The 24405-nt window shown below is 73.5% G+C and carries 23 protein-coding genes and 1 tRNA gene; 15 read left to right on the top strand and 9 right to left on the bottom strand.

Annotated features, from left to right (window positions below):
* Positions 1-84: 84 nt before the first annotated feature.
* From ACP7CD_RS07335 to ACP7CD_RS07275, 13 genes are all read left to right on the top strand, one after another.
* Positions 85-1131 (top strand): NAD(P)-dependent alcohol dehydrogenase, encoded by a 1047-nt coding sequence (locus ACP7CD_RS07335; protein WP_115163015.1) that lies wholly within the window; start codon positions 85-87, stop codon positions 1129-1131.
* Positions 1132-1189: 58 nt separating this feature from the next.
* Positions 1190-3400 (top strand): 4-alpha-glucanotransferase, encoded by a 2211-nt coding sequence (malQ, locus tag ACP7CD_RS07330; protein WP_426119720.1) that lies wholly within the window; start codon positions 1190-1192, stop codon positions 3398-3400.
* A 58-nt stretch (positions 3401-3458) separates the two neighbouring features.
* Positions 3459-4328 (top strand): SGNH/GDSL hydrolase family protein, encoded by an 870-nt coding sequence (locus ACP7CD_RS07325; protein WP_052133007.1) that lies wholly within the window; start codon positions 3459-3461, stop codon positions 4326-4328.
* Positions 4329-4653: 325 nt separating this feature from the next.
* On the top strand, positions 4654-4890 hold the full coding sequence (gene rpmB / locus ACP7CD_RS07320) for a 50S ribosomal protein L28 (RefSeq protein ID WP_017832643.1): 237 nt from the start codon (positions 4654-4656) through the stop codon (positions 4888-4890).
* 1 nt (position 4891) lies between these two features.
* The gene (gene rpmG / locus ACP7CD_RS07315; RefSeq protein WP_017832642.1) at positions 4892-5059 is read left to right on the top strand and encodes a 50S ribosomal protein L33; all 168 of its coding nucleotides are present in this window, start codon (positions 4892-4894) and stop codon (positions 5057-5059) included.
* 4 nt (positions 5060-5063) lie between these two features.
* A complete protein-coding gene (gene rpsN / locus ACP7CD_RS07310) occupies positions 5064-5369 on the top strand; it encodes a 30S ribosomal protein S14 (protein ID WP_017832641.1) in 306 nt (101 codons plus the stop codon).
* Between the two features lie 73 nt (positions 5370-5442).
* A complete protein-coding gene (locus tag ACP7CD_RS07305; RefSeq protein WP_031282576.1) occupies positions 5443-5727 on the top strand; it encodes an HU family DNA-binding protein in 285 nt (94 codons plus the stop codon).
* 212 nt (positions 5728-5939) lie between these two features.
* Entirely contained in the window at positions 5940-6614 is a 675-nt protein-coding gene (locus ACP7CD_RS07300; protein WP_017832639.1) for a hypothetical protein, read from the top strand.
* Positions 6615-6741: 127 nt separating this feature from the next.
* A complete protein-coding gene (locus tag ACP7CD_RS07295) occupies positions 6742-7302 on the top strand; it encodes a copper resistance CopC family protein (RefSeq protein ID WP_109268227.1) in 561 nt (186 codons plus the stop codon).
* Between the two features lie 147 nt (positions 7303-7449).
* Positions 7450-8190, top strand: coding sequence for a copper chaperone PCu(A)C (locus ACP7CD_RS07290; RefSeq protein WP_426119714.1), 741 nt, complete (start codon positions 7450-7452; stop codon positions 8188-8190).
* Positions 8183-9451, top strand: a complete 1269-nt coding sequence (locus tag ACP7CD_RS07285) for a Dyp-type peroxidase (protein WP_251356486.1) — start codon at positions 8183-8185, stop codon at positions 9449-9451. The genes ACP7CD_RS07290 and ACP7CD_RS07285 overlap by 8 nt, the downstream gene beginning before the upstream one ends.
* A 107-nt stretch (positions 9452-9558) precedes the next feature.
* Positions 9559-11715 (top strand): cytochrome c oxidase assembly protein, encoded by a 2157-nt coding sequence (locus tag ACP7CD_RS07280; RefSeq protein WP_426119712.1) that lies wholly within the window; start codon positions 9559-9561, stop codon positions 11713-11715.
* A 77-nt stretch (positions 11716-11792) separates the two neighbouring features.
* Positions 11793-13685 (top strand): NHL domain-containing thioredoxin family protein, encoded by a 1893-nt coding sequence (locus tag ACP7CD_RS07275; RefSeq protein WP_272026142.1) that lies wholly within the window; start codon positions 11793-11795, stop codon positions 13683-13685.
* A 6-nt stretch (positions 13686-13691) separates the two neighbouring features.
* On the opposite strand, the gene ACP7CD_RS07270 is transcribed toward ACP7CD_RS07275, so the two are convergent.
* Complete coding sequence (locus ACP7CD_RS07270) at positions 13692-14675, bottom strand: hypothetical protein (protein WP_426119710.1); 984 nt, start codon at positions 14673-14675, stop codon at positions 13692-13694.
* A 147-nt stretch (positions 14676-14822) separates the two neighbouring features.
* Between ACP7CD_RS07270 and ACP7CD_RS07265 the strand changes: the two genes are divergently transcribed.
* Positions 14823-15473 carry a hypothetical protein gene (locus tag ACP7CD_RS07265; RefSeq protein WP_426119708.1) on the top strand — a complete coding sequence of 217 codons (651 nt, stop codon included), beginning with the start codon at positions 14823-14825 and terminating at the stop codon, positions 15471-15473.
* 130 nt (positions 15474-15603) lie between these two features.
* On the opposite strand, the gene ACP7CD_RS07260 is transcribed toward ACP7CD_RS07265, so the two are convergent.
* The 7 genes from ACP7CD_RS07260 to ACP7CD_RS07230 all read right to left on the bottom strand — a co-directional run bounded on the left by ACP7CD_RS07260 (position 15604) and on the right by ACP7CD_RS07230 (position 22047).
* Positions 15604-16863, bottom strand: coding sequence for an ABC transporter ATP-binding protein (locus tag ACP7CD_RS07260; protein WP_017832631.1), 1260 nt, complete (start codon positions 16861-16863; stop codon positions 15604-15606).
* A 51-nt stretch (positions 16864-16914) separates the two neighbouring features.
* Positions 16915-17748, bottom strand: coding sequence for a carbohydrate ABC transporter permease (locus ACP7CD_RS07255; RefSeq protein WP_095650364.1), 834 nt, complete (start codon positions 17746-17748; stop codon positions 16915-16917).
* A gap of 3 nt (positions 17749-17751) precedes the next feature.
* On the bottom strand, positions 17752-18744 hold the full coding sequence (locus tag ACP7CD_RS07250) for a carbohydrate ABC transporter permease (protein ID WP_095650365.1): 993 nt from the start codon (positions 18742-18744) through the stop codon (positions 17752-17754).
* The gene (locus ACP7CD_RS07245) at positions 18741-20063 is read right to left on the bottom strand and encodes an extracellular solute-binding protein (RefSeq protein ID WP_426119705.1); all 1323 of its coding nucleotides are present in this window, start codon (positions 20061-20063) and stop codon (positions 18741-18743) included. The genes ACP7CD_RS07250 and ACP7CD_RS07245 overlap by 4 nt, the downstream gene beginning before the upstream one ends.
* Before the next feature lie 283 nt (positions 20064-20346).
* The gene (locus tag ACP7CD_RS07240; protein WP_035928232.1) at positions 20347-21273 is read right to left on the bottom strand and encodes an AEC family transporter; all 927 of its coding nucleotides are present in this window, start codon (positions 21271-21273) and stop codon (positions 20347-20349) included.
* A 92-nt stretch (positions 21274-21365) separates the two neighbouring features.
* Positions 21366-21812: an aspartate 1-decarboxylase gene (gene panD, locus ACP7CD_RS07235; protein ID WP_017832626.1), complete on the bottom strand. Its 447-nt coding sequence runs from the start codon at positions 21810-21812 to the stop codon at positions 21366-21368.
* 164 nt (positions 21813-21976) lie between these two features.
* Positions 21977-22047 (bottom strand) — tRNA-Gly (locus ACP7CD_RS07230).
* Between the two features lie 133 nt (positions 22048-22180).
* Here ACP7CD_RS07230 and dcd point away from each other — a divergent pair.
* Complete coding sequence (gene dcd, locus ACP7CD_RS07225; protein ID WP_017832625.1) at positions 22181-22756, top strand: dCTP deaminase; 576 nt, start codon at positions 22181-22183, stop codon at positions 22754-22756.
* A 79-nt stretch (positions 22757-22835) separates the two neighbouring features.
* On the opposite strand, the gene ACP7CD_RS07220 is transcribed toward dcd, so the two are convergent.
* A complete protein-coding gene (locus ACP7CD_RS07220) occupies positions 22836-24179 on the bottom strand; it encodes an MFS transporter (RefSeq protein WP_426119702.1) in 1344 nt (447 codons plus the stop codon).
* Positions 24180-24405: the final 226 nt, after the last annotated feature.

Here is a 24405-nt window from a genome sequence, read left to right as displayed (position 1 = left end):
CCGCCGGCCGCACGCCCCCGGACCCCACGACCACCGCCCGGCGACCCCCGCCGGGCGTCATCCGCACCACGACAGGAGCACCCCATGACCACCGTCCCCGCCCTCGAGGCCGTCTCCGCCGACTCGGGCTTCCGCCGCACCACGATCGAGCGTCGCCCGGTCGGCCCGGGTGATGTCGAGATCGACATCCACTTCGCCGGCATCTGCCACTCCGACATCCACGTCGCGCGCGACGAGTGGGGCGGCACGCACTACCCCGTCACCCCGGGGCACGAGATCGTCGGCCGCGTCCGCGCGGTCGGGGAGTCCGTGACCGGCTTCGCCCCCGGCGACACGGTGGGCGTCGGCTGCTTCGTCGACTCCTGCGGCCGCTGCGAGTACTGCACCGGCGGCCAGGAGCAGTTCTGCACGGAGGGCGTGACCGCCACCTACAACACGCCCCAGGCCGACGGCACCCCCACCCGGGGCGGCTACAGCGGCGGGATCGTGGTCGACGAGCGGTTCGTCCTGCGCGTCCCCGAGGCGCTCGACCCCGCCCGGGCCGCCCCGCTGCTGTGCGCCGGGATCACCACGTACGCCCCGTTCAAGCGCTGGGGCGCCGGACCGGGCCGGCGGGTGGCCGTCCTGGGCATGGGCGGGCTCGGCCACGTCGCCGTGAAGATCGCCGCCGCCATGGGCGCCGAGGTCACCGTCCTGAGCCAGAGCCTGTCCAAGCAGGAGGACGGCCTGGCCTTCGGCGCGACCGACTACTGGGCCACGAAGGACCCCGAGACCTTCGAGCGCAACAAGGGCCGCTTCGACCTGATCCTCAACACCGTCTCCGCGGACCTGCCGGTCGAGCAGTACCTGTCCCTGCTGCGGGTCGACGGCGTGCTGTGCTCCGTGGGGCTGCCCACCGAGCCGTACAGCGTCCGCCCGGGCGCCCTGATCGGCCCCCAGCGCGTGCTCACCGGGTCGATGGTCGGCGGGATCCCGCAGACGCAGGAGATGCTGGACTTCTGCGCCGAGCACGGCGTGGAGGCCGAGATCGAGCTGATCGGCGCCGACGACGTCGACGCCGCCTACGACCGGGTGGTCGCCTCGGACGTGCGGTACCGCTTCGTCGTCGACGTCGCCCGCACCCTGGCGTAGCCGCCCGGATCATCAGCAGCCTGCGGCTCCGGCCGCGCCGGTGGTTAGAGTGGGGTCCATGGCCCACACCACCACCACCGACGGCGCGCTGCGCCGGCTCGCCGAGGCCTACCGGGTCTCCACGACCTACTCCGGGTTCGACGGACAGGAGCGGGAGGTCCCGGAGCCGACGCTGCGCGCCGTGCTCGACGCGCTGGGCGCGGACGCCGGGGACGACGCCGCGATCGAGGCGTGCCTCGCCCAGCGGGAGCTGGCGCCCTGGCGGCGGGTCCTGCCGCCCGTGGTCGTCGCCGTCGCGGGGGAGCGCACCCGCTTCGCCGTGCACGTCCCGCACGGCTCCACCGTCCGCGTGACCCTCGTGGCGGAGGGCGGCGCCCGGACCACCGCCCCCCAGGTCGACAACTGGCGCTCCCCGCGGGACGTGGACGGCGTCCTCACCGGCCAGGCCACCTTCGAGGTGCCCGAGGGCCTCGCCGTGGGCTGGTACGAGGTCCGCGCCGAGTGCCCCGAGGTCGACGGCGGACGCGCGGTCACGACGCCGCTGGCCGTGACCCCGCGGCACCTCGCCAGCACCGACCGGCTGCACGGCCGGCACCGCTGGGGCTACATGGCGCAGATCTACTCGGTGACCTCCGGGCGCTCGTGGGGCGTGGGCGACGCCTCGGACCTCGCGAGCCTCGCCGCGATCTCGGGCGAGCAGGGGGCGGACTACCTGCTGGTCAACCCGCTGCACGCCGCCGAGCCCGCACCGCCGGTGGAGCCCTCGCCGTACCTGCCGACCAGCCGCCGCTTCTTCAACCCCCTCTACCTGCGCATCGCCGAGGTCCCCGAGTACGCCTACCTGCGCCCGGGCGACCTCGAGGTGGTCAACACGCTGGCCGCCATCCAGCGCAAGGACAACCTCGACACCAGCACCATCGACCGGGACAAGGCGTACGCGGCCAAGCTGAAGAGCCTCGAGCTGCTGTTCACCGTCCGCCGCTCCCCGCACCGCCAGCAGCAGCTGCGCCGCTTCGTGGCCGAGGGCGGGCAGGGCCTGCAGGACTTCGGCCTGTGGTGCGCGCTGCGGGAGGAGCTCGGCGAGGACGCCCCCGAGTGGGACGACGCCGCGGCGCGCCCCGACGCCCCGTACGCGGTGGAGGCGCGGACCCGGCTGTCCGACCGGATCGACTTCCACGTGTGGATGCAGTGGCTGCTGGACGAGCAGCTCGAGGCCGCCCAGCGCGCGGCGCACCTGGCCGGGATGGACATCGGCGTGATCCACGACCTCGCCGTGGGCGTGCACAAGCAGGGCGCCGACGCGTGGACGCTCCAGGACGTGCTGGCCCTGGGCGTCAGCGTGGGCGCGCCCGCGGACATGTACAACCAGAAGGGCCAGAACTGGTCCCAGCCCCCGTGGCACCCGGAGCGCCTGGCCGAGGCCGGCTACCTGCCCTGGCGGGACATGCTGCGCACGATCTTCCGGCACGCCGGCGGCATCCGGGTGGACCACGTCCTGGGCCTGTTCCGGCTGTGGTGGATCCCGGACGGCCAGGAGGCCTCGGAGGGCGCCTACGTCTACTACGACCACGAGGCGATGGTCGGCATCCTCGCGCTCGAGGCGGAGCTCGCCGGGGCGGTGGTGGTCGGGGAGGACCTGGGCACCCTCGAGCCGTGGGTGCGGGAGTACCTCGCGGAGCGCGGCGTGCTGGGCACCTCGATCCTGTGGTTCGAGGTGGACGGCGACGAGCCGCTCCCCCCGGCGCAGTACCGGGAGCTGAGCATGGCCTCGGTCAGCACCCACGACTTCCCGCCCACGGCGGGCTTCCTGGAGGGCGTGCAGGTGGACGTGCGCCAGGAGCTGGGCCTGCTGGCCCGGCCCGTGGAGGAGGAGCGGGCCGAGGCCCGCCGGCAGCTCGACACGTTCTTCGCGGCCGTCGCCGCGGACGGGCTGCTCCCCGACGGGGACGCCACGGACGAGCAGGGCCTGGTCGAGGCGCTGCACCGCTACCTCGCCCAATCCCCGGCGCTGCTGTTCAACGTCTCCCTCGTGGACGCCGTCGGCGAGCGCCGGATGCAGAACCAGCCGGGCACGGGGGACGAGTACCCGAACTGGCGCGTGCCCCTGGCCGACTCCGCGGGCAACCCGGTGCTGATCGAGCAGCTGCCGGACAACGCGCGGGCGAACTCCCTGGTGCGCGCCGTCAACGAGGCGCTCGGCAACCGCTCCCGCCTCCGGTCCGTGGGGGAGCCGGGGCAGCCCGAGCACACCGACCGCACGGCGCCCTGACCGCGCCCCCGCGGCCCCGCCCGCAGCACCCCCCTGCCCCGAACGGAGGAAGCACCGCATGACGGAGCCGACGACGCCCCGCCCGGCCGCCGTGCCGCTCGCACCGCCCATCCGCTACGTCGCCCTCGGCGACTCCATGACCGAGGGCGTGGGCGACCCCGACCCCGCCCGCCCCAACGGGGTGCGCGGCTGGGCCGACCTCGTGGCCGAGCAGCTGACCGCGGCCCACCCGGACACCCGCTACGCGAACCTCGCGGTCCGGGGGCGGCTGCTCCGCGGGATCGTCGAGGAGCAGCTCGAGGCGTGCCTGGCCCTGGAGCCGACCCTGGTGAGCCTCTACGCCGGGGGCAACGACCTGTTGCGCCCCCGCGCGGACGTGGACGCCCTCATGGGGGTCTACGAGCAGGCGGTCGCCCGGCTGCGGGGCTCCGGCGCCCAGGTGGTGCTGTTCACGGCCTTCGACCCCGGCCGGGACGCCCCCACGTCCTGGACCCGCCCCCGGCAGGCGCTCTACAACGAGCACGTCCGGGAGATCGCCGACCGGCACGGGTGCCTGGTCCTCGACTACTGGCGGATGCGCACCCTGCAGGACTGGCGCTACTGGGCGGTGGACCGGCTGCACATGTCGACCGCGGGGCACACCCGCGTGGCCGCCCGGGTGCTCGAGCTGCTGGGCGTGGAGCACGCCCTGGAGCTGCCGCCCACCGACCGGCTGCCGGTCACGGCGAGCCCGGGGGTGCTGAAGGAGGACCTCCTCTGGGCCCGCGAGTACCTGCTGCCCTGGGTCGGGCGGCGGCTGCGCGGGACCTCCTCCGGGGACGCGGTCGCCGCCCGCCACCCCGGGTACACGACGCTGCTCCCGCGCCCGGTGCTCCCCGCCGGTCCCGCGGCCCCCGCGGAGCCGTCGGCCCCCGCCCGGTGCGGCTGAGCAGGGAGTCCCCCGGTTTGCGGGGGTCCGGGGAGCCGGTAGACTGACCCGAAGCTGGTCACACCTGACGTCAGGTTGCGGGGAAGTCCGTCCGGGCCTAGACTTCAAGGCTGTCGTGTGGTGGAGTCCACCTTCCGGCACCTTGATCTTCACCGTCTTCATCGTGGCGAGGCCTTCGCCGGTTCCGGCCGCGGGCCTTACGAGAGGGCCCGGTTGGCGAACGGTGGCAATTCTGAAGGTGGCGGGACGCTCGTTGCCGCAGCTGAGTGATCAACTGCGGCACCCACTGCGTGCCGTCATTTCGTCAACATTGGAGGAGAACACTATGGCAGCGCACTGCCAGGTGACCGGAGCTCAGCCGGGCTTTGGGCACAGCATTTCGCACTCGCACCGCCGTACCAAGCGCCGGTTCGACCCGAACATCCAGAAGAAGCGGTACTGGGTGCCGTCGCTGCGCCGCAGCGTGACGCTCAACGTCAGCGCCAAGGGCATCAAGGTCATCGACGCCCGTGGCATCGATTCCGTCGTGACCGACATTCTCGCACGTGGGGAGAAGATCTAGCATGGCCAAGGACAAGGACGTTCGTCCCATCATCAAGCTGAAGTCCACCGCCGGCACCGGTTTCACCTACGTGACCCGCAAGAACCGCCGCAACGACCCGGACCGCATGGTGCTCAAGAAGTACGACCCGGTCGTCCGCAAGCACGTCGATTTCCGCGAGGAGCGCTGAATCCATGGCCAAGAAGTCCAAGATCGCCAAGAACGAGCAGCGCAAGGTCGTCGTCGAGCGCTACGCCGCGAAGCGTGCCGAGCTCAAGAAGACCCTCGTCGACGAGAACGCCACCGACGAGGCCCGCGAGGAGGCCCGCCTGGGCCTGCAGAAGCTGCCCCGGGACGCCTCCCCGGTCCGGCTGCGCAACCGGGACCAGATCGACGGCCGCCCCCGCGGCACCCTCCAGAAGTTCGGCATCTCCCGCGTCCGGTTCCGCGACATGGCTCACCGCGGCGAACTGCCCGGCATCACCAAGTCCAGCTGGTAATTTCTGACGCAGGAGCGCGATCGGTCCCCCGTGCCGCGCTTCCCCACGACCCCAAGTCCAGGAGGACATGAACATGGCTAAGAACCGCAGTGAACTCGTCGCAGAGGTCGCCGAGAAGGCCGGCACCACCAACGCCGCCGTGAACGGCGTCCTGGACGCGATGTTTCAGGTCTTCGAGGAGTCCGTCTCCGCCGGTGAGAAGATCACCATCCCGGGCTGGCTGGCCGTCGAGCGCACCGACCGTGCCGCCCGCACCGGTCGCAACCCGCAGACCGGCGAGACCATCGAGATCCCGGCCGGCCACGGCGTCAAGCTGACCGCTGGTTCCAAGCTCAAGGCGGCCGTGTCCAAGAAGTAAGGACACCCGCGGGTCCGTTCCGGACCCCGTCCCATGGCTTCGTCCGAAGGGGCGGCCCCGCACCGGGGCCGCCCCTTCGGCGTGCCCGGGCCCCGCGCCGCGGACACGACCGGCAGCGCGGCCCCCGGCACCGCAATTGGTCCGGCGCCGGGGGCGGCGCGCATAATGGGACCACCGGGCCGAGCGGCCGGCGACCAGACGGGAGGTGCGGCGTGAGCCCACGTGCACGGCGCCTCGCCCGCGGCTGGGCCGGAGCGGCCATCGCCACCTCCGCCGCCGCCCTCTCCCACGCGGCCGCCGGCGGGCAGGCCCCGCCCGTCGTGCTCGTGCTCCTCTCGCTGGCCCTGTCCGGGCCGCTGTGCATGGCCCTGGCCGGCCGGGTGCTCTCGCGGTCGTCCCTGCTGCTGGGCGTGCTGCTCAGCCAGTCCGTCCTGCACGCCCTGTTCGCGGCCTCCGGCGGCGCCGGCACGGTCGCCCACGCCGCCCACCCCTCCCTGCACCACGCCGCCCAGCACGGCGCCGCCGGTGGTGCTCCCGGCCCCGTCCTCGTGCTGGACGTCCAGTCCCACGCCGAGCACGGCGGGACCGCCATGCTCGTCTCCCACGTGCTCGCCGCACTGGCCTCCTACGTGCTCATGCGCCACGGCGAGGTCGCGGCCGTGGTCCTCCTGGAGGCGCTGCGGCTGCGCGTGCGCCGCCGGCGGCAGGTCCTGCCGGCCCCCGTGGTCGTCGGCCGCCCGCGTGCCGTGCGGGCCGGGCGCCCGCACGTGCTGACCGACCAGACGCTCCTGCGTCCCGTGCGCTCCCACCGCGGGCCGCCGCGCGCCCGCCGTCGACCCCTGCTGCCGGTCCTCCTCCCGGGACCCGCCACGCTGCCCGCCGGCTGAGCCGGACGGCCGCGGGGCGCCGCCCGGGCCACCGACCTCGGCAGGACGTCCGACGGCCCGTGCCCGCCGCCGGCCCTCCCGGCCCGGCGGCCCCGCCCACCGCCGCCCGGCCCTCCGAGGAGACCCCATGCCCACGTCCACCACCCGCCGCACCGCCGCCCTGCTGGCAGCGGGAGCCCTCACCCTCCTGCCCCTGCTGCCCGCAGCCGCGCACGACGAGCTGACCGCCGTCACGCCGGAGCCCGACTCCGTCCTGACCACCGCGCCGGAGGAGCTCGAGCTCACCTTCTCCGGCGAGATCATGGACATCGGCCACCAGATCCTGGTCACCGACTCCGAGGGACGCTCCGTGACGGAGGGCCCGCTCGAGCCGGAGGGGAACACGGTCGTCCAGCCCCTGGCCGCGGCCGGCGCGGAGGACGAGACCTACCGCGTGGTCTGGCGCGTGGTCTCCGGCGACGGGCACCCCATCGAGGGGACGTTCAGCTACGACGTCGGCTCCGGCGGCGAGCCCTCGGCGGACCCGAGCGCCGCGGTCGAGGACGCCGCCGCGAGCGCCCAGGACGCCGCGGACCGCGCCTCGTCCGGGGACGTCCCGCTCTGGCTCGTCGCGGTCGCGGGCGGGGCCGTGGCCCTCGCCGTGCTCGGCGTGGTGAGCCTCGTCTCGAGCCGGCGCCGCAAGGGCTGAGCTCCCGGGGTCCGCCCCGCTTCCGCACCGTCCGCACCTCCCGGCCGCAGCCCGCCGGGCGCCGCCGCGCCCCCGGGGGCTGCCGCCGTGCACCCTTCTGCGCGTGCCCGCCCCGCGCATCCTCGTCATCGACTCCCAGGAGCACCCATGCCCACTTCCCTGCCCACTTCCCTGCCCACCTCCCTGCCCGCCGCGCTGCTGCGCACCGGCACCGTCCTCGCCCTCGGCGCCCTCGCGCTCACGGGCTGCGCGTCCTCCGCCCAGGAGCCGGCACCGTCCGCCGCGTCCACCTCCGCCTCCGGCGTTCCCTCCCCGCACGACGCCGGGGGCGCCGCCGCGCACGAACCGCTCACCGTGGAGCAGCCCTGGGCGAAGGCGGGCCCCGCCGGGGGGATGACCGGGGTGTTCGGCACCCTCGTCAACGAGGGCGACGCCCCGGTCGTGCTCACCGGCGCGTCCGCCGAGGGCGTCGCCGGGGCGGTCGAGCTGCACGAGACCGTGCTCGACCCCGAGACCGGCAGCACGGTCATGCAGCGGATGCAGGACCCGGTCGGCATCGCGCCGGGGGAGTCCTACGCCCTCGAGCCCGGGGCGGACCACCTCATGCTCCTGGACCTGCGCTGCGGGCTCCGTGCCGGGGACGACCTCGAGCTCGTCCTGCGCTTCGAGGGCGGGACCCAGCAGACGGTCACGGCGGCCGTCCGCGACTACGCGGGCGCCCAGGAGGAGTACGCCCCGGGCCACGGCGAGGACGAGGACGCAGGCGAGGACGCCGGCGAGGACGACCACGCGGACGACGGCGAGGGGCACGCCGGGGGCCACGCGAGCGGGACGGGGTCGCCCTCCGGGGCCACGCCGGCGGCGGACCTGCCGGGCTGCCGTGGGTGAGGCCCGCGGCCTGGACCGGCGGCGCCTGCTCGTGGCGGGCGGCGCCGCCGGCGTCGGCGCCGCCTCCGCCCTGGGCCTGGAGTCGGCCCGCCGCGCCGGGGCCCCCGCCGCGGCCCCGCAGGACACCGCCCGGGTGGCACCGCAGGGGCACGGGCAGGCCGTCGAGCCCTTCCACGGCCCCCGGCAGGCCGGGGTGGCGACCGCGCCGCAGGCGTTCGCCGCCTTCGTGGCGCTGGACCTGAACCGGGACACCACCCGGGACGCGGTGCGGCGCCTGCTGCGGGTGCTCTCCGAGGACGCCGCCGCCCTGACCCAGGGGCGGGCGCCGGTCGCCGACCAGGAGCCGTGGCTCGCCGAGCACCCCGCGCGGCTCACGGTCACCCTCGGCTTCGGGCGGCGGCTGCTCGGACTGGTCGCCCCGGACCGGGTGCCGGCCTGGCTGCGGCCCCTGCCCCCGTTCTCGATCGACCGGCTCGAGGAGCGGTGGAGCGACGGCGACCTGCTGCTGCAGATCTGCGCCGACGACCGCCTCGCGGTCTCGCACGCCCAGCGGGTGCTGCTCAAGGCCGCCCGCTCCTTCGCCGCCGTGCGCTGGGTGCAGGACGGCTTCCGGCACACCGTGGGCTCCGTCCCGGACGGGCAGAGCATGCGCAACCTCTTCGGTCAGGTGGACGGCACCGTCAACCCCCGGGGCGGCAGCGAGGAGTACGAGCGGGTGGTCCACGGTCGGGACGGCTTCGCGCCGTGGGTCCCGGACGGCACGGCCCTGGTCGTCCGCCGGATCGCCATGAACCTGGACACCTGGGACGAGGCGGACACGCCGGCGCGGGAGGACGCCGTCGGGCGGCGCCTGCGCGACGGGGCCCCGCTGACGGGCGGCGCCGAGCACGACGAGCCGGACCTCGCCGCGCGGGGGCCGCTGGGCTTCCCCGTCATCGCGGACTACGCCCACGTGCGCCGCTCCCGCTCGGAGGACCCCCTCGAGCGGATCCACCGGCGGGTCTACAACTACGACCTGCCCGTGGCGGGTGCCTCGGGCACCCGGGGCCGGGGCGCGACCACCGGAGGGGTCAGCGACGCGGGGATGGTCTTCGCGGCGTACTGCGCGGACGTCGACCGCCAGTTCGTCCCGATCCAGCGCCGGCTCGACGAGCTCGACATGCTCAACGCCTGGACCACCCCGGTCGGGTCCGCGGTCTTCGCCGTGCCCCCGGGCTGCGCGGAGGGAGGGTTCGTGGGGGACGTGCTCTTCGAGGACTGAGGACCGCCTGTGTGGGATCCGGCACACGCGCACGGGCCGGTGCGCTCGGGGAGGGACAATGGAGACGGGCCGCCCCGTCGTCGTGGGGCGGATGAAGGAGACTGACCATGAGTTCGAGGACGGCCGAGCGCGCCGACCACGGCACCGCCGCCCGGCCGGGCGACCGGGGGATCGACCCCTGGTGGCTCGCGGCCGTGCCCCTCGTGGCCCTCGCGGCGCTCATCGCGGCGATGCTGTGGACCGGCTCCGGCGCGGCCCGGCTCGCCGCCGACCCCGGGGCGCTGGTCCGCTGGGGGCTGCCCGCCGCGGAGCTCGTGCACAACGGCGCGCTGGTGGTGGTCATGGGGGCCCTGCTGTTCGCGGTGGGCGTCGTGCCGACCACCGTCGACGGGCGCCGCCGGGGCACCCGGGACCGCGCCGCGGCCCCCGAGCACCCGCTGTTCCGCCGCGCCCTGCGCCTCGCCGAGGCCGCGGCCGTGGTCTGGACCGTGGCCGCCGTGGCCGTGCTCGTCCTGTCCTACTCCGACGTCGCGGGCGTGCCCGTGGGCGGGGACGGGACCTACACCCAGCAGCTGCTGCACTACACCACGGACATCCCCACCGGACAGGCCCAGGCGGCGATCGTCGTGGTGGCCGCCGTCGTGACCACCCTGGTCTTCGGCATCCGGGCGCTGCTCGGGCTGCTGCTCACCCTGGCCCTGTCCTGCGCGGCCCTCGTCGCCATGGCCCTCAACGGGCACTCCGCCGGCGGCAACGACCACATGGGCGCCGTCAACTCCCTGGGCCTGCACCTGCTGGGCGCGGGGCTGTGGACGGGAGGGCTCGTGGTGCTCGCCTGGCTCTCCCCGCAGCTGAGCGCCCCGGACGCCGGCACCGGCACGCTCCCCGAGGGTGCCGCCCGGGGCCGTCCGTCCGCCGGCCCGCGGCGGCGGGTGCCGATCGCGGCCGTGGTCCTGCGCCGCTTCTCCGCGGTCGCCCTCGGCGCCTTCCTCCTCGTCCTGCTCTCCGGGACGGTCAACGCGGCCGTGCGCATCGGCTCCTGGGAGCAGCTCTTCAGCGGCTACGGGTGGCTCGTGCTGGTCAAGTTCGTCCTCACGCTGGGTCTGGGCCTGGCGGGCCTCGCGCACCGCCGGTGGCTGGTGCCCGCGCTCGAGGCCGGCCGGCTCACGGCCCGCCGCGCCGTGTGGCAGCTCGTGCTCGGGGAGCTGCTGGTGATGGGCGCCGTCATGGGCGTCGCCGTGGCCCTGTCCCGGACCGCCCCGCCGGTGCCCGAGGAGATCGCCCCGGACGCCTCCCCGGCGCTGATCCTCACCTGGTACGAGCTGCCGCCCGAGCCCACCGCGGCCTCGTGGTTCACCACGTGGCGCGTCGACTGGCTGTGGCTCGCGGTCTGCGTGTTCCTCGCGGCCGTCTACCTGTGGGCGTTCGTACGCGTGCGCCGGCGCCGGGACTCCTGGTCCGTGCTGCGCACCCTCTCGTGGCTCACCGGGGTCGGGGTGCTGTTCTTCATCACCTCGGGCGGGTTCGCCGTCTACGGCCGGGTCCTGTTCTCGGCGCACATGGTCGAGCACATGGCACTGACCATGGTCGTGCCGATCTTCCTGGTCCTGGGCGCGCCGGTCACCCTGCTGCTCAAGGCCCTGGAGTCCCGCCCGGACGGCACCCGCGGGCCCCGCGAGTGGATCCTGCGGCTCGTGCACTCCGGGTTCGGCAGGGTCGTGACGCACCCGATCTTCGCGGCCGTGAACTTCGCCGGCTCCATCGTGGTCTTCTACTTCACCCCGCTGTTCCACTTCACCCTGCACTACCACGTGGGCCACGTGTTCATGGTCGTGCACTTCCTGATCACCGGGTACCTGTTCATGCTGGTGCTGATCGGCACGGACCCCGTCCCGTACCGCCCCGGCCACATGATGCGCCTGGTCCTGCTGCTGGCCACGATGGTCTACCACGCCTTCGTGGGGGTCGCCCTCATGGGCTCCGACACCCTGCTGCAGGCCTCCTGGTTCGGCAACACCGGCCGGGACTGGGGCCGCACCGCGATCGAGGACCAGCAGCTCGGCGGGGCCCTCATGTGGGGGATCGGCGAGTTCCCCACCGTCGTCGTCGCCGTCGTCGTCGCGATCATGTGGGCGATCGAGGGCACCAAGGAGAACCGCCGTGCGGACCGCAAGGCCGACCGCACGGACGACGCCGAGCTCAAGGCCTACAACGAGATGATGGCCGGGCTCGCCGAGCGCGACGACCGCGCCGCCCGGCCCTGAGCACCGTCCCGCCCGTCCCGCCGCCCGTCCCGCCCTGGTCCACCCCGTCCTGCTCCGCCCCGAAAGGATCCCCCTCCATGCGCCTCACCTCCCGCGTCCGCGCCTCCGAGCTGCAGGGCCGTGCCTGGCTCAACACCGGCGGCAGGGACCTCGACCTCGCTGCGCTGCGCGGCAAGGTCGTGGTCCTGGACTTCTGGTCCTTCTGCTGCATCAACTGCCTGCACGTGCTCGACGAGCTGCGCCCCCTCGAGGAGCGCTTCTCCGACGTCCTCGTCACGGTGGGCGTGCACTCCCCGAAGTTCGAGCACGAGGCCGACCCGGACGCGCTCGCGGCCGCCGTGGACCGCTACGAGGTCCACCACCCCGTGCTCGACGACCCCGAGCTGACCACCTGGGACGCCTACACGGCCCGCGCGTGGCCCACGCTCGTGGTGGTGGACCCGGAGGGCTACATCGTGGCGCACCTCTCGGGGGAGGGCCACGTGCAGGGCCTCGTCACCCTCGTGGAGGAGCTCGTGGCCGAGCACGAGGCCCGGGGCACCCTGCACCGCGGCGACGGGCCGTACGTGCCCCGGCCGGCGCCCGAGGGGGACCTCCGCTTCCCGGGCAAGGTGCTGCCGCTGCCGGACGGCTCGTTCCTGGTCTCCGACACGGGCCACCACCGCCTGGTCCAGCTCGACAACGACCTCGAGACCGTCCGGCGGGTGATCGGCGCGGGCAAGGGTCACGCGGACGGCGACCCGGGGACCGCGCGCTTCACCGAGCCCCAGGGGCTCACGCTGCTGCCCGAGGAGGTGCGCGCGGCCGCCGGCTACGACGTGGTCGTGGCGGACTCCGTCAACCACCGGCTCCGGGGCGTGGACCTCGCCACGGGGCAGGTGCGCACGGTGGCCGGCAGCGGGGTGCAGCGGCTGCTCGACGAGGAGCGCGCGCGGGGGGCGGAGCCGAACCACATCGACCCCGAGGCCGACCCGCTGGAGGTCGCGCTGTCCTCCCCGTGGGACGTCGTGTGGTCCGCGCGGGCCGACCGGCTCGTGGTGGCCATGGCGGGCACCCACCAGCTGTTCTCGTTCGACCCCCGGACCGGCCGGCTCGCCGTGCTCGCGGGCACGGGGGACGAGGGGCTCAAGGACGGGTCCGGCGCCGAGGCGTGGTTCGCGCAGTCCTCGGGGCTCGCGGAGGACCACGAGGGCAACGTGTGGATCGCCGACTCGGAGACCTCCGCCCTGCGCGTGCTCCGGTTCGACGACGACGGGGCCGTCGCGGTCGAGACCGCCGTGGGCGAGGGGCTGTTCGACTTCGGCTTCCGCGACGGCGACGCCGGCGGGGCCCGCCTGCAGCACTGCCTCGGCGTGGCCCAGCTGCCCGACGGCTCGGTGGCCGTGGCGGACACCTACAACGGCGCCGTGCGCCACTACGACCCCCGGACCCGGCAGGTGGCCACGCTGGCCCGCGGCCTGGCCGAGCCCTCCGACGTGCTGCTGGACGTCTCGGGGGAGGAGCCGCTGCTCGTCGTCGTCGAGGCCAACGCCCACCGCCTGGTGCGCGTGCCGATCCCCGCCGCCGCCCAGCGCGTCGACGAGGGGGCGTCGCGGACCCAGCGGGCCCGCACCAGGCTCGCCGCGGGCGCGCTCGCGGTCGAGGTGCGCTTCGCGGCGCCGACCGGGCAGAAGCTCGACGACCGGTGGGGGGACCCGACGCAGCTGAGGATCTCGTCCTCCCCCGAGGAGGCGCTGGCCGAGGGCGCCGGCACGGCCCAGGGCCTGCGCCGGCAGCTCGTGCTGGCGGACGGCGTCACCGAGGGCGTGCTGCACATCACCGCGCGCGCCGCGGCGTGCGACGGCGAGCCGGGAGGGGAGATCCCCGACCACGCGGCCTGCCACCTCTACCAGCAGGACTGGGGCATCCCCTTCGTGCTGGACGCCGACGGGGAGAGCGAGCTGGTCCTGGACCTGCGCGGCGTCAACTGAGCGGGCTCAGCCGCGCGGGTCGACCCGCACCGTCGAGCCGTCGATGTCGAGGTCGGCGGCGACCTCGAACGGCACGGTGCGCTCGAGCCGTTCGACGTCGCCGGTGAACAGGTCGAGGGAGTCGAAGGCGATCCGCGCGGTGCCCTGCGCGGGCTCCAGGGCCCAGCCCCGGCCGCCCTCGGCCCCCACGACGATCTCCGGGTCCGGATAGGACTCGATCGTCCACTCCACGTCCCCCGAGACCCGGCCGTCGAACTCGAAGGAGAACGGGCAGCCGGACGGGAAGAGGCTGCCCTGCCCGGCGCAGCCGTCCAGGTGCTCCTTCAGCTGCCGGTCCACCTCCTGCTCGAGGGCCTCGGTCGGCCGGGCCTCCAGGACGATCTCCGCCTGCTGGCCCGGGTCGGTCAGCACGGTGCGCACCGGGTCGGCAGCCACGAGCTCGGACGTGTAGGAGGCCGTGTAGACGCCCGGGAAGAAGGCGGAGAACTCCGCGGAGGACTCCGGCAGGGCCACGGACATGCCGTTCACGTCGACCGAGGTGGCCCCCGGCAGACTGACCGTCACCGTGGGCAGGGGGGTCTTGTCGAACGCCCACACCGTGAAGAAGCCCCACTGGGTGTCCACGGGGTGGAGGGCGAACTCGGAGCTGTGCGGCTGGCCGTCGAGGGTGTAGTCCGCGCGGACCACGGCCCGCTCGCCGTCCTCCGAGACGGTGGAGACCTCCAGGTCCTCGAGGTCCTCGGCCGCGGCCTCGAGCGGGTCGCCGTCCAGCATCGCCGCGTTGGCCTCCGGGACGCGGGCGTTGAGCAGCCCCAGGGCCTCGCCGCCGTCCCCGTCCCGCAGGTCCTCGAGGTAGGCCCGCACGTCCGTCTCCGGACCGTACATGTACTTGTTCACCAGGGCGATGGTGACGGCGGCGGCCGCCACCCCGAGCAGCACGAGGAACAGCCAGGCCCCGAGGGCTTTCAGCACGCGGACGTTGGACTCCATCCGATCACGCTAGCCGATCGCCCCTCGGCCTGCGCGTGCACCGGGCCGGGCGGGGCCCGTCCGGGGCGCGGTCCGCCCCAGGACGGGTACGCTACGTGCCGCACCCCTTCCCCCGCCCGATCGTCCCCCGTCTGGAGCTGACTCCCCATGGCCGACTCCGTCCGCCAGGTCCCCGAGAAGTACGGACCCGTCCGCGCCGTGCTGCGTCCCCGGCTGGGCTCCTACGGCCGCCGCCTGCTCTCCTGCCTGGGCCCGCTGCTGGTGGTCGTGGTGCTCGTGCTGTTCCTCTGGGCGCGGCGGCCGGCCCCCGGCGTGGCGGTGGTGGTGCTCGTGCTCGTGCTCGCCGCCGCCGCCGCGTGCTGGGTCCGGCTGCGTCCCGTGCTGGTCGTCCGCACGGACAGCCACGTCCTGCGCTCCCGCACCGTGGGCTTCGCCGCGACGCCGCTCACGGAGGTGGAGCACGTCGTCACGATCGGGGCCCTGCACCGGGCGGCCGGCGCCCCGCGCTCGGCCGCCCGTCCCCACCTGTGGGCGGCGGGCCGCTCGGGCCGCCGGGTCCTGGGCCTCGACGGCGCGGTGTGGGACGCCCGCGCCCTCGAGGACGTCGCCGTGGCGCTGGGGGCGCCCCGCACCCATCTCGAGCGCGCGACGGCGCGGGAGGCCGCGGCCCGCTGGCCCCGGCTCGTGCCCTGGGGGCTCCGGCACCCGCGGCTGCGCTCGGCCGCGTCCTCCGCGGGTCTGCTCGCCGTCCTCGCCCTCGTGGGGTGGTTCTCGCTCGGCCTGCCGGGCACCGGCTGAGTTCCTGGGCTCGCCGGTACCAGCCGCGCCTCTGGGCTCGCCGGCACCTGCCGCGCCCCGGACGCGCGGGAGCCCGCCGCCCCGGCAGCGGGCGGCGGGCTCCTCGGGCACCGGGCGGAGCGCCCTGTGCTCAGCCGGCGGCGGCCAGCTCCTGGCGGGCCCGCTCGATCTCGGCCTTGCGCTCCTCGACGGCCTCGCGGGTCAGCTCGGCGCCGGCCTCCTCGTCCCGGGTCAGGTTCGCGCCGGTCTCGGGGTCGAAGACGTGCATCCGGCGGGTGTCGACCCAGATCCTGCCCTTCGTCCCCCCGCGGATGCGGGAGGTGGCGTCGAGGGAGACGACGATCTGCGGGTGCATCTCGTCCCCGTCCAGCTCCTGCGCCAGCTCGTCGAGCTTCGCCTTGACCGAGTCGTCCTGCCGGTAGTTGATGTAGCCGTACTGCTCGTTGCCCATCCACTCCGTGTGGGTGAACTCGGTGTCGAAGACGGTGCCGCGGGAGGCGATCGCCTCGTCCACGAACTTGGCGTCGTTGAAGTGCTCGGGGCGCAGGCCGAGCAGCACGATCGACCCGTCCGCGGGCAGCTTCCCGGCGGCCTTCTCGGGGACCGGGATCTCGCCCAGCGGGGTGTCGAACACGCTGCCCTTCACGTGCGCCGGGAGGAAGTTCATCGACGGGGAGCCGATGAACCCCGCCACGAACAGGTTCGCCGGCTGCTCGTAGAGCTCACGGGGCGAGGCGATCTGCTGCAGGATGCCCTTCTTGAGCACCGCCACGCGGTCGCCGAGGGTCATGGCCTCCGTCTGGTCGTGGGTCACGTAGACCGAGGTGATGCCCATCCGGCGCTGGAGCTGGGCGATCTCGGTGCGCATCTGGCCGCGCAGCTTCGCGTCCAGGTTGGACAGGGGCTCGTCGAACAGGAACGCGTCGGCGTCCCGCACGATCGCCCGGCCCATCGCCACGCGCTGGCGCTGACCGCCGGAGAGGTTGGCCGGCTTGCGCTCGAGGTGGTCGTCGAGGTCCAGGGTCGAGGACGCCGTGCGCACCTTGCGGTCGATCTCCTCGTCGGAGAACTTGCCCTTGGACAGCCGCAGCGGGAACGCGATGTTCTCGTACACGGTCAGGTGCGGGTAGAGCGCGTAGTTCTGGAACACCATGGACAGGTTGCGCTCGCGGGGCTCCTTCTCGTTGACCCGCTGGCCGTTGATCAGGAGGTCCCCGGAGGTGATGTCCTCGAGGCCCACGATCATCCGCAGCAGCGTGGACTTGCCGCAGCCGGAGGGCCCCACGAGGATGAGGAACTCGCCGTCGGCGATGTCGATCGACACGTCGTTGACGGCCGGGAAGCCGTCGCCGTACTTCTTGACGAGGTGGTTGAGGGTGATGGATGCCATCTGGGACTCAGTCCTTCGTTCGGTTCGGAAGATGCGGGAGGTGGCGCGGGCTCAGCCCTTGACCGCGCCCTGGGTGAGGCCGGAGACGATCTGGCGCTGGAACAGCAGCACCAGCAGCACCACCGGGATGGTGACGACGATGGCCGCCGCGGAGATCGCGCCCGCCGGGTCCTCGAACTGTGAGGCGCCGGTGAAGAACGCGAGCGCCGCCGGGACGGGCCGGGCCGCCTCGGTGGAGGTGAGACCGATGCCGTAGACGAAGTCGTTCCACGCGATGAAGAACGCGATGATCGCCGTGGTGAAGACGCCGGGCAGGGCCAGCGGCACGATGACCTTGCGGAACGCCTGCCACGTGGTGGCGCCGTCCACCTGGGCCGCCCGCTCGAGGTCCCACGGGATCTGCTGGAAGAACGCGGTCAGCGTCCAGATGGAGATCGGCAGGGTGAGCGAGAGGTAGGGGATGATCAGGCCGGGCCAGGTGTCGTACAGCCCGATCTGGCGCCACAGGTTGAACAGCGGGGTCACGATCGAGACCACGGGGAACATGGACACCGCCAGGGCGACCGTCAGGATCATCTTCTTGCCCGGGAAGTCCAGCCGGGCGATGGCGTAGGCGCAGAGCGTGGCGAGCACCACGGCCACGGCCGTGGCGATCAGGCAGATGCCGATCGAGTTGATCAGGGAGGGCACGAACAGTTCGCGGGCCTGCCCCACGAAGATCGAGGAGTAGTTCTCCCCGACCCACTGCGTGGGCAGGAACTTCCCGGAGGTCAGGTCCGCGGGCGTCTTGAAGGACGTCATGAGGATCGAGGCGACGGGGAACAGGGCGTAGACGAGGACCAGGACCGTGACGACGCCCCATCCGACCTTCTGCTTGGTGGTCATGGGTTACCTTCCCTTCCCGGCGCCGGCGAGGTCGACCTTGAACACCTTGATGGCGACGAAGGCGATCAGCAGCACGCAGACGAACAGGATCACGGAGATCGCCGAGCCGAGCCCGATCTCCAGTCGGCCGATGGAGGTGCGGTAGGCGAGCAGGGACAGGGTCTCCGTGCCGTACTGCCCCTGGGTCATGATGAAGATGTTGTCGAAGATGCGGAACGCGTCCAGGGCGCGGAACACCACGGCCACCATGATCGCGGCCTTCATGTTGGGCAGGACCACCCGGGACATCCGCTGCCACCACGTGGCGCCGTCGACCCGCGCCGCCTCGGTGTACTCGCTCGGCACCTGGGCCAGGCCGGCGAGCAGCAGGAGCGAGATGAACGGCGTGGTCTTCCAGATCTCGGAGGCCATGATCACGAACAGGGCCGGCCACTGGGACGCGAACCAGTTGAAGTCCGGGCCGATGCCCGGGACCCAGGAGAACCAGTTGTTGATGTAGCCGGTCGTGATGTCGAACGCGTAGAACCAGGCGAACGCGGAGACCACGGTGATGATGCCGTAGGGGACCAGGATCGCGGTGCGCAGCAGCCCCTTGGTGCTGCGGATCGCGTTGTTCATCACGAGCGCCAGGGCGAAGCCGAGGACGAGCTCCACGACCACGGTGACGATCGTGATGAGCACCGTGATCCACAGGTCCCGCCAGAACACCCCGTCGGTGAGGACCGTGGCGTAGTTGCCGAGGAAGACGAACTCCTTCTCCCCGGGGGCGGTGAGCCGGAACGAGAAGAAGGAGTCCCACAGCGCCTGCAGGATCGGGTACATCGTGACCAGCAGCATCACGATGAACGCCGGACCGGCGAGCATCCAGCCGAGCTTGCGCTCCGACCGGGCCCGGTCGGACATCAGCGGCTTCGCGCTGCGGCGGCCGGTCACGGGGGCCGGGGAGACCTCCCGGGGCCCGGTGCCGGGGGCGTTGGGGTTGACGACGGTGCTCATAGCAGCCGCTCTCCTCTCAGGACGGACTCGATGAACTCGGCGGTGAGCCGGGGCGTGTCCTCGGTGACGGACGCCGGCGGGGTCCACTCCTGCTGGATGGCGGTGGAGACCTCGTTGTAGAACGGCGTCTGCGGGCGCGGGGCCGCGTTGTCCAGGGACTCGCGGATCGTGGCGTACATCGGGTAGGCCTCCCGGACCTCCGGGTCCTCGTAGGCGGCCTCGGACGCCGCCGGGTTGCCGTTGCTCACGAAGTAGTAGGCCTGGTTCTCGGGCTGGACGATGCACTCGACCGCCTCCCACGCCAGCTCCTGGTGCTCGGACGTGGCGCCCACGCCGATGTTGATCCCGCCCAGCGGGGGAGCGGAGGGCTCGTCCGGGTCCACCCGCGGCCACAGGGCCCAGCCGATGTCCTCGTACACGGACCGGTCGACCGTCCCGCCCTCCACGGCGGCGGCGGTCGCCGCGTAGATGAAGGGCCAGTTGACCATGAAGGAGCCGTCGTCGGACTGGAACTGGATCATCGAGGCGTTCTCGTCGGCGGTCGGCAGGCCGGGGCCGCCGAGCCCGTCCTGGCCGATGGTCCCGACGATCTCGGCCGCCTTCCGGCCGGCGTCGGAGTCCAGGCCGATCGAGATCTCGTCGGAGGGGGCCTCCGGGTTCTCCACGATGGAGCCTCCCGCGGACGCCACGAGGGCGTTCACCCACACGGTCATCGACTCGGCCGACGTGCCCTGCACCCCGAGGTACTTGTCCTGCTCCCGCGCGGCGTCCATGATCTGCTCCCAGGTCACCGGCTCGTCCATGTTCAGACCGGCGGCCTCCGCCACGGACTCCCGGTACCACAGCAGCTGGGTGTTGGCCCAGAACGGCACCGAGACCAGCTCGTCCTTCCACTTCGCGCCCTCGAGGGGCCCCGCCAGGACGTCCTGGGTCGTGGCCTCTTCCACGTCCCCCGGCACGGGGGACAGGAAGCCCGGCTCGGCCAGTTCGGGGATGAAGGGCGGGTCCAGGCTCATGATGTCCATCGAGCTGTCCCCGGCGGCCAGGCGCCGGGCGAGCTGCTCGCGCTGCGACGCGGCGTCGCGCGGGAGCAGCGAGGTCTCGATGTTGTACCGGCCTCCGGACTCCTCGGAGCACTGCTGCGCGAGCTCCGCCTGACCGCCGGCGTCGGGGTTGATGTACCAGGTCAGGGTGGGGGTGGCGCCGGCGTCGGCGTCACCGCACCCCGTCATGAGCAGGGCACCCACGGCACCGAGGGCCGCGGCGGCGCTGAGCCGCCGCCTGCCCGGTGCTCTGTGGGGGTGTGAGGTGGTGGTCAACGGTCGTTCCTCCCCTTCGGCGATGTGGCGGTCCGCGAGGGGCGTCGAGGGGATCCTGTGGGACCCGGTCGGCGGGACGGTCGGCGGCGGGTGCTGCCGGTCGACCACCCCTGCACGGAGCCTTCAGTCTATGAGTGCGCTACCTCACAGACCAGTAACCTGCCGGTTTGCATCGGTGTGCCGCCGTGGGTCCGGGCGTGTCCCGGTGCGCCCGGCTGTTCCCGCCCGGAACGGCGCCGGGTGCGGCTCCGCGCCGGGAGGTTCTGGGGCGCGGCGGGGCGGCTCAGGAGAGCAGCAGGGCCACCACCGCCATGGTCAGCATGGCGACCACCGTGGTGACGAGCACGGTGTCCCGGCACAGCTGCTCCGCCCGGCCGTAGCGCACGGCCGCCACGTAGATGTTCTGGGCGGTCGGCAGCGCCGCCATCACCACCACGGCGTAGAGGAGGTGGCCGTCCAGGCCCAGCACGAACCGGGCGAAGAGGAACGCCAGCGCCGGGTGGAGCAGCAGCTTGAGCGTGCTGGCCAGCACCACGTCCCGGCGCGGCCCGGCACCCCGCCGCAGCGGGGAGGCGCCCACCAGGGAGATGCCGAAGGCCATCAGCATCGCCGGGATGGAGGCCCCCGCCACCAGCTCCACGGGCTCGTGCACCACCTCCGGCAGCCGCCACCCGGTGACGGCGAAGAGGATGCCCAGCCCGGAGCCCACGATCATCGGGTTGGTGACCACGTTGCCCAGGACGCTGCCGAGGCTGGGGCGGCGGCCGTCGGTGAGGGTGTCCATGACGGTCAGGTAGACGGGGGTGTTGAGCGCCAGCTGGAACAGGATGACGGGGACCACCTGGGACGCGTCCCCGAGCACGAAGACGGCGATCGGGATGCCGAGGTTGGCCGAGTTCACCTGGGAGGCGGCCTGGGCGCCCATCACGGTGCTGGCCGCGTCCCGGCGCAGCACCCACCGGGCGATCCCGGCGTAGACGAGGGTCGTGGCCACGGCGGACACGGCGGCCACCAGCAGCGGCGCGGAGAGGATCCGGGCGATGTCCGCCTCGGAGATGGTGAGGAACAGCAGCGGCGGGCTGGCCACGTAGAAGGCGAACTTGCTCAGCACGAGCTGCCCCTGGGGACCCAGCACGCCCCGCCGGCCCACGGCGTAGCCGGTCAGGATGACGGCCCAGACGATGAAGAACCCCGAGAACACTCCGGTCACGGGACCCTCCCTCGCGCTGCTGCGGGTCCGCGTCCGCGGGCCCATACAGTTCTATCCCATTCCCGGCCCGTCCGCGGTCGGGCCGGGGCGGGTCACGCGGCGGGCAGGTCGGCGCGGGCGGCGCTCAGCGTCCGGGAGTGGGGCGGGCGGGCGACGCCGTCGAGCAGGGCCTCGGCGGGATCCGACCCGAGGTCGACGATCCGGTTGTCCGCGTCCACGTGGACCACGGAGGGCACGTGGGCGCGCGCCTCGGCGTCGTCCATCTGCGCGTAGCTGATGAGGATGACGAGGTCCCCGGGGTGCACGAGGTGGGCGGCGGCCCCGTTGATCCCGACGACGCCGGAGCCGCGCTCGCCGGCGATCGTGTAGGTCTCCAGCCGCGCGCCGTTGGTGACGTCCACGATGGAGACGAGCTCGCCGGGGAGGATGTCGGCGGCGTCGAGGAGGTCCTGGTCGACGGTGACCGAGCCGACGTAGTGGAGGTCGGCCTGGGTCACGACGGCACGGTGGATCTTGGCCTTGAACATGGTGCGCAGCATGACGGGAGATGTGCTCCTCGTGAGCGGGGTGCGGGTGACGGGCGCGGGGCCCGGGCGGTCGCCCCGGTGCGGATGCGGGGAACGGGGCGCGGGGACATCCTACCGCGCGGTCCCGGGAGACGACGAACGCCCCGGCCGGGTGGGCTCGGGGCGTTCGGTGCGAGAGCGGCTGACGGGAATCGAACCCGCGTATCAGGCTTGGGAAGCGTGCGCTCTACCATTGAGCTACAGCCGCGCATCCGTGGTCCGTCCGGCGCGAGCACCGGACGAGGACAGCACACACTCTACACCACCCGCCGGGACGGGGGTGGGCACGGGGCGGCGGCGCAGCGCGGTCCGGCGCCCGGCCGTGCGATACCTTGGGGACCGTGCTGATCTCTGACCGCGACATCCGCCGGGAGCTCGACGGCGGCCGGGTCGTCCTCGAGCCCTACGATCCCGCCCTGATCCAGCCCGCCAGCATCGACGTGCGGCTGGACCGCTGGTTCCGGCTCTTCGACAACCACAAGTACGCGCACATCGACCCGTCCGTGGAGCAGCCGGAGCTCACCCGGCTCGTGGAGGTCGACCCCGAGGAGGCCTTCGTGCTGCACCCGGGGGAGTTCGTGCTCGGCTCCACCTACGAGAAGGTGACCCTCCCGGACGACATCGCCGCCCGTCTCGAGGGGAAGTCCTCGCTGGGGCGCCTGGGCCTGCTGACCCACTCCACGGCGGGGTTCATCGACCCGGGCTTCTCGGGGCACGTCACGCTCGAGCTGTCCAACATGGCCACGCTGCCGATCAAGCTGTGGCCGGGCTCCAAGGTGGGCCAGCTGTGCTTCTTCCGGCTGTCCTCGCCCACGGAGCACCCGTACGGCTCCGGCGCCTACGGCAACCGGTACCAGGGGCAGCGCGGACCCACGGCCTCGCGCAGCCACCTCGGGTTCTCCCGCACCCGCATCTGACCCCGCACGGCCCGGCCGCGCCCGGCGGTGTGCCGGCGCCCCGCGGCCCGTGAACCGGCGGGCCCACGAACCGGTCGGCTCACGAAGCGGCGACGCCGTGGTGGGGGGACGCCGCGGTCTTCGGGTCGCGCGCGCGCAGCAGCAGGAGCAGGCCGGCGCCGACCACCAGGAGGATCCCGAGGATCCCCCAGCGCTGCGCGCCGAGCACGGAGACGAACACCGCGAACAGGGTGGGCGCCAGGAAGCTCACGGCCCGCCCCGTGGTGGCGTAGAGGCCGAACAGGGCGCCCTCCTCTCCGGTCCGCGTGAGCCGGCCGAGGAACGTGCGGGAGGCGGACTGCGCGGGGCCCACGAACAGGCACAGCAGCAGCCCGCAGACCCAGAACGCCGCCGTGCCCTCGAGGAACAGCAGCGGGGTCCCGGCCAGCAGGATGCCGACGAGCGACGCCACGATGACGCGCTTGGGCCCCACCCGGTCGTCGAGCCGCCCGCCCACGAGGGCGCCCGCCCCGGCCGCCACGTTGCCGACGATCGCGAAGACGATGACCTCGCTCAGGGTGAAGCCGAACGTGCCGGCCGCGATGACGCCGCCGAAGGTGAACACCGCGTTGAGCCCGTCCCGGAACACGGCGGAGGAGAGCAGGAACCACAGCGTCTGCGGGGCGTCACGGTACAGCTCCCGCAGGGTCTGCCACAGCTGGCGGTAGGAGCGGGCCACGGACGGGCGCGATCCCCGGCGGGTGGGGCGGATCTCGGGCACCACCAGCAGGACGGGGATCGAGAACAGCGCGATCCACAGCCCCGAGAACAGGGCCACGGCCCGCACGTTGAGGGCGTCCTCCTCGGGGATGCCGAGCAGGCCCGGGGTGATGAACCCGAACAGCACGATCGTCAGGGCCACGATCCCGCCGAAGTAGCCCATCGCCCAGCCCTGGCCGCTCACCCGCCCGATGTGCTCGCGGCCCGCGATCCCCGGCAGCATCGCGTTGTAGTTGACCACCGCGAACTCGTCGAAGACGTTGGCCAGCGCCAGCAGGCCCACCCCGAGGTAGAGGTACGGCTGGTCGGGGAGGACCAGGAAGCACAGGGCCGTGAGCAGCGCCGTGAGCATCGTGTTGATCCCGAGCCACAGCTTGCGCCGCCCCGCGCCGTCGCTGCGCTGGCCCACCACGGGGGCCAGCAGGGCCACCACCACGCCGGCGGCCCCGATCCCGTAGCCCAGCACCTCCGAGGCGCGGTCCTCCCCGCCGAAGGGGTCGCTCGTGAGATAGACGGTGAACACGAACGTGGTCATCACGGCGTTGAAGGCGGCGGATCCGGCGTCCCACAGGCTCCAGGCCCACACGTGCGAGCGGCGCGGCACGAACGCCGTCGCCGGGAGGGAGGGGACGGGGGCGGGAGGGCCGGGGGGCGTGGCGTCCATGGCAGTCATGCTAGGCCCGCGGTGCCCGTCGCGGAGGGCGGCCTCGCCGGAGGACCGCCCGGCAATCCGGGTTCCGCCCAGGAAACCGTCCGGGAACGTACAGGTGCTGTCAGGACATGCGAGCGGGAGCGGCAACACCCCTTTGATAGGGTGGAACACCCGGGTGCGCCCCGGCCACCCCGTGCTCGCACAGGTCCTCCGTGCCCGCGTCCGGGCCCCTCGACGC

The organism is Kocuria sp. LHG3120 (assembly GCF_049897445.1).
Lineage (GTDB): Bacteria > Actinomycetota > Actinomycetes > Actinomycetales > Micrococcaceae > Kocuria > Kocuria rosea.
The sequence above is the reverse complement of the archived record's forward strand: the minus strand, read 5'-3'. Positions and strand labels throughout refer to the sequence as shown.

Excerpts from the sequence above, each read along its gene's own strand:
- ACP7CD_RS07335 (WP_115163015.1), top strand. The coding sequence starts at position 85 with ATGACCACCGTCCCCGCCCTCGAGGCCGTCTCCGCCGACTCGGGCTTC.
- malQ (WP_426119720.1), top strand. The coding sequence starts at position 1,190 with ATGGCCCACACCACCACCACCGACGGCGCGCTGCGCCGGCTCGCCGAG.
- ACP7CD_RS07325 (WP_052133007.1), top strand. The coding sequence starts at position 3,459 with ATGACGGAGCCGACGACGCCCCGCCCGGCCGCCGTGCCGCTCGCACCG.
- rpmB (WP_017832643.1), top strand. The coding sequence starts at position 4,654 with ATGGCAGCGCACTGCCAGGTGACCGGAGCTCAGCCGGGCTTTGGGCAC.
- rpmG (WP_017832642.1), top strand. The coding sequence starts at position 4,892 with ATGGCCAAGGACAAGGACGTTCGTCCCATCATCAAGCTGAAGTCCACC.
- rpsN (WP_017832641.1), top strand. The coding sequence starts at position 5,064 with ATGGCCAAGAAGTCCAAGATCGCCAAGAACGAGCAGCGCAAGGTCGTC.
- ACP7CD_RS07305 (WP_031282576.1), top strand. The coding sequence starts at position 5,443 with ATGGCTAAGAACCGCAGTGAACTCGTCGCAGAGGTCGCCGAGAAGGCC.
- ACP7CD_RS07295 (WP_109268227.1), top strand. The coding sequence starts at position 6,742 with ATGCCCACGTCCACCACCCGCCGCACCGCCGCCCTGCTGGCAGCGGGA.
- ACP7CD_RS07290 (WP_426119714.1), top strand. The coding sequence starts at position 7,450 with ATGCCCACTTCCCTGCCCACTTCCCTGCCCACCTCCCTGCCCGCCGCG.
- ACP7CD_RS07280 (WP_426119712.1), top strand. The coding sequence starts at position 9,559 with ATGAGTTCGAGGACGGCCGAGCGCGCCGACCACGGCACCGCCGCCCGG.
- ACP7CD_RS07275 (WP_272026142.1), top strand. The coding sequence starts at position 11,793 with ATGCGCCTCACCTCCCGCGTCCGCGCCTCCGAGCTGCAGGGCCGTGCC.
- ACP7CD_RS07270 (WP_426119710.1), bottom strand. The coding sequence starts at position 14,675 with ATGGAGTCCAACGTCCGCGTGCTGAAAGCCCTCGGGGCCTGGCTGTTC.
- ACP7CD_RS07265 (WP_426119708.1), top strand. The coding sequence starts at position 14,823 with ATGGCCGACTCCGTCCGCCAGGTCCCCGAGAAGTACGGACCCGTCCGC.
- ACP7CD_RS07260 (WP_017832631.1), bottom strand. The coding sequence starts at position 16,863 with ATGGCATCCATCACCCTCAACCACCTCGTCAAGAAGTACGGCGACGGC.
- ACP7CD_RS07255 (WP_095650364.1), bottom strand. The coding sequence starts at position 17,748 with ATGACCACCAAGCAGAAGGTCGGATGGGGCGTCGTCACGGTCCTGGTC.
- ACP7CD_RS07250 (WP_095650365.1), bottom strand. The coding sequence starts at position 18,744 with ATGAGCACCGTCGTCAACCCCAACGCCCCCGGCACCGGGCCCCGGGAG.
- panD (WP_017832626.1), bottom strand. The coding sequence starts at position 21,812 with ATGCTGCGCACCATGTTCAAGGCCAAGATCCACCGTGCCGTCGTGACC.
- ACP7CD_RS07220 (WP_426119702.1), bottom strand. The coding sequence starts at position 24,179 with ATGGACGCCACGCCCCCCGGCCCTCCCGCCCCCGTCCCCTCCCTCCCG.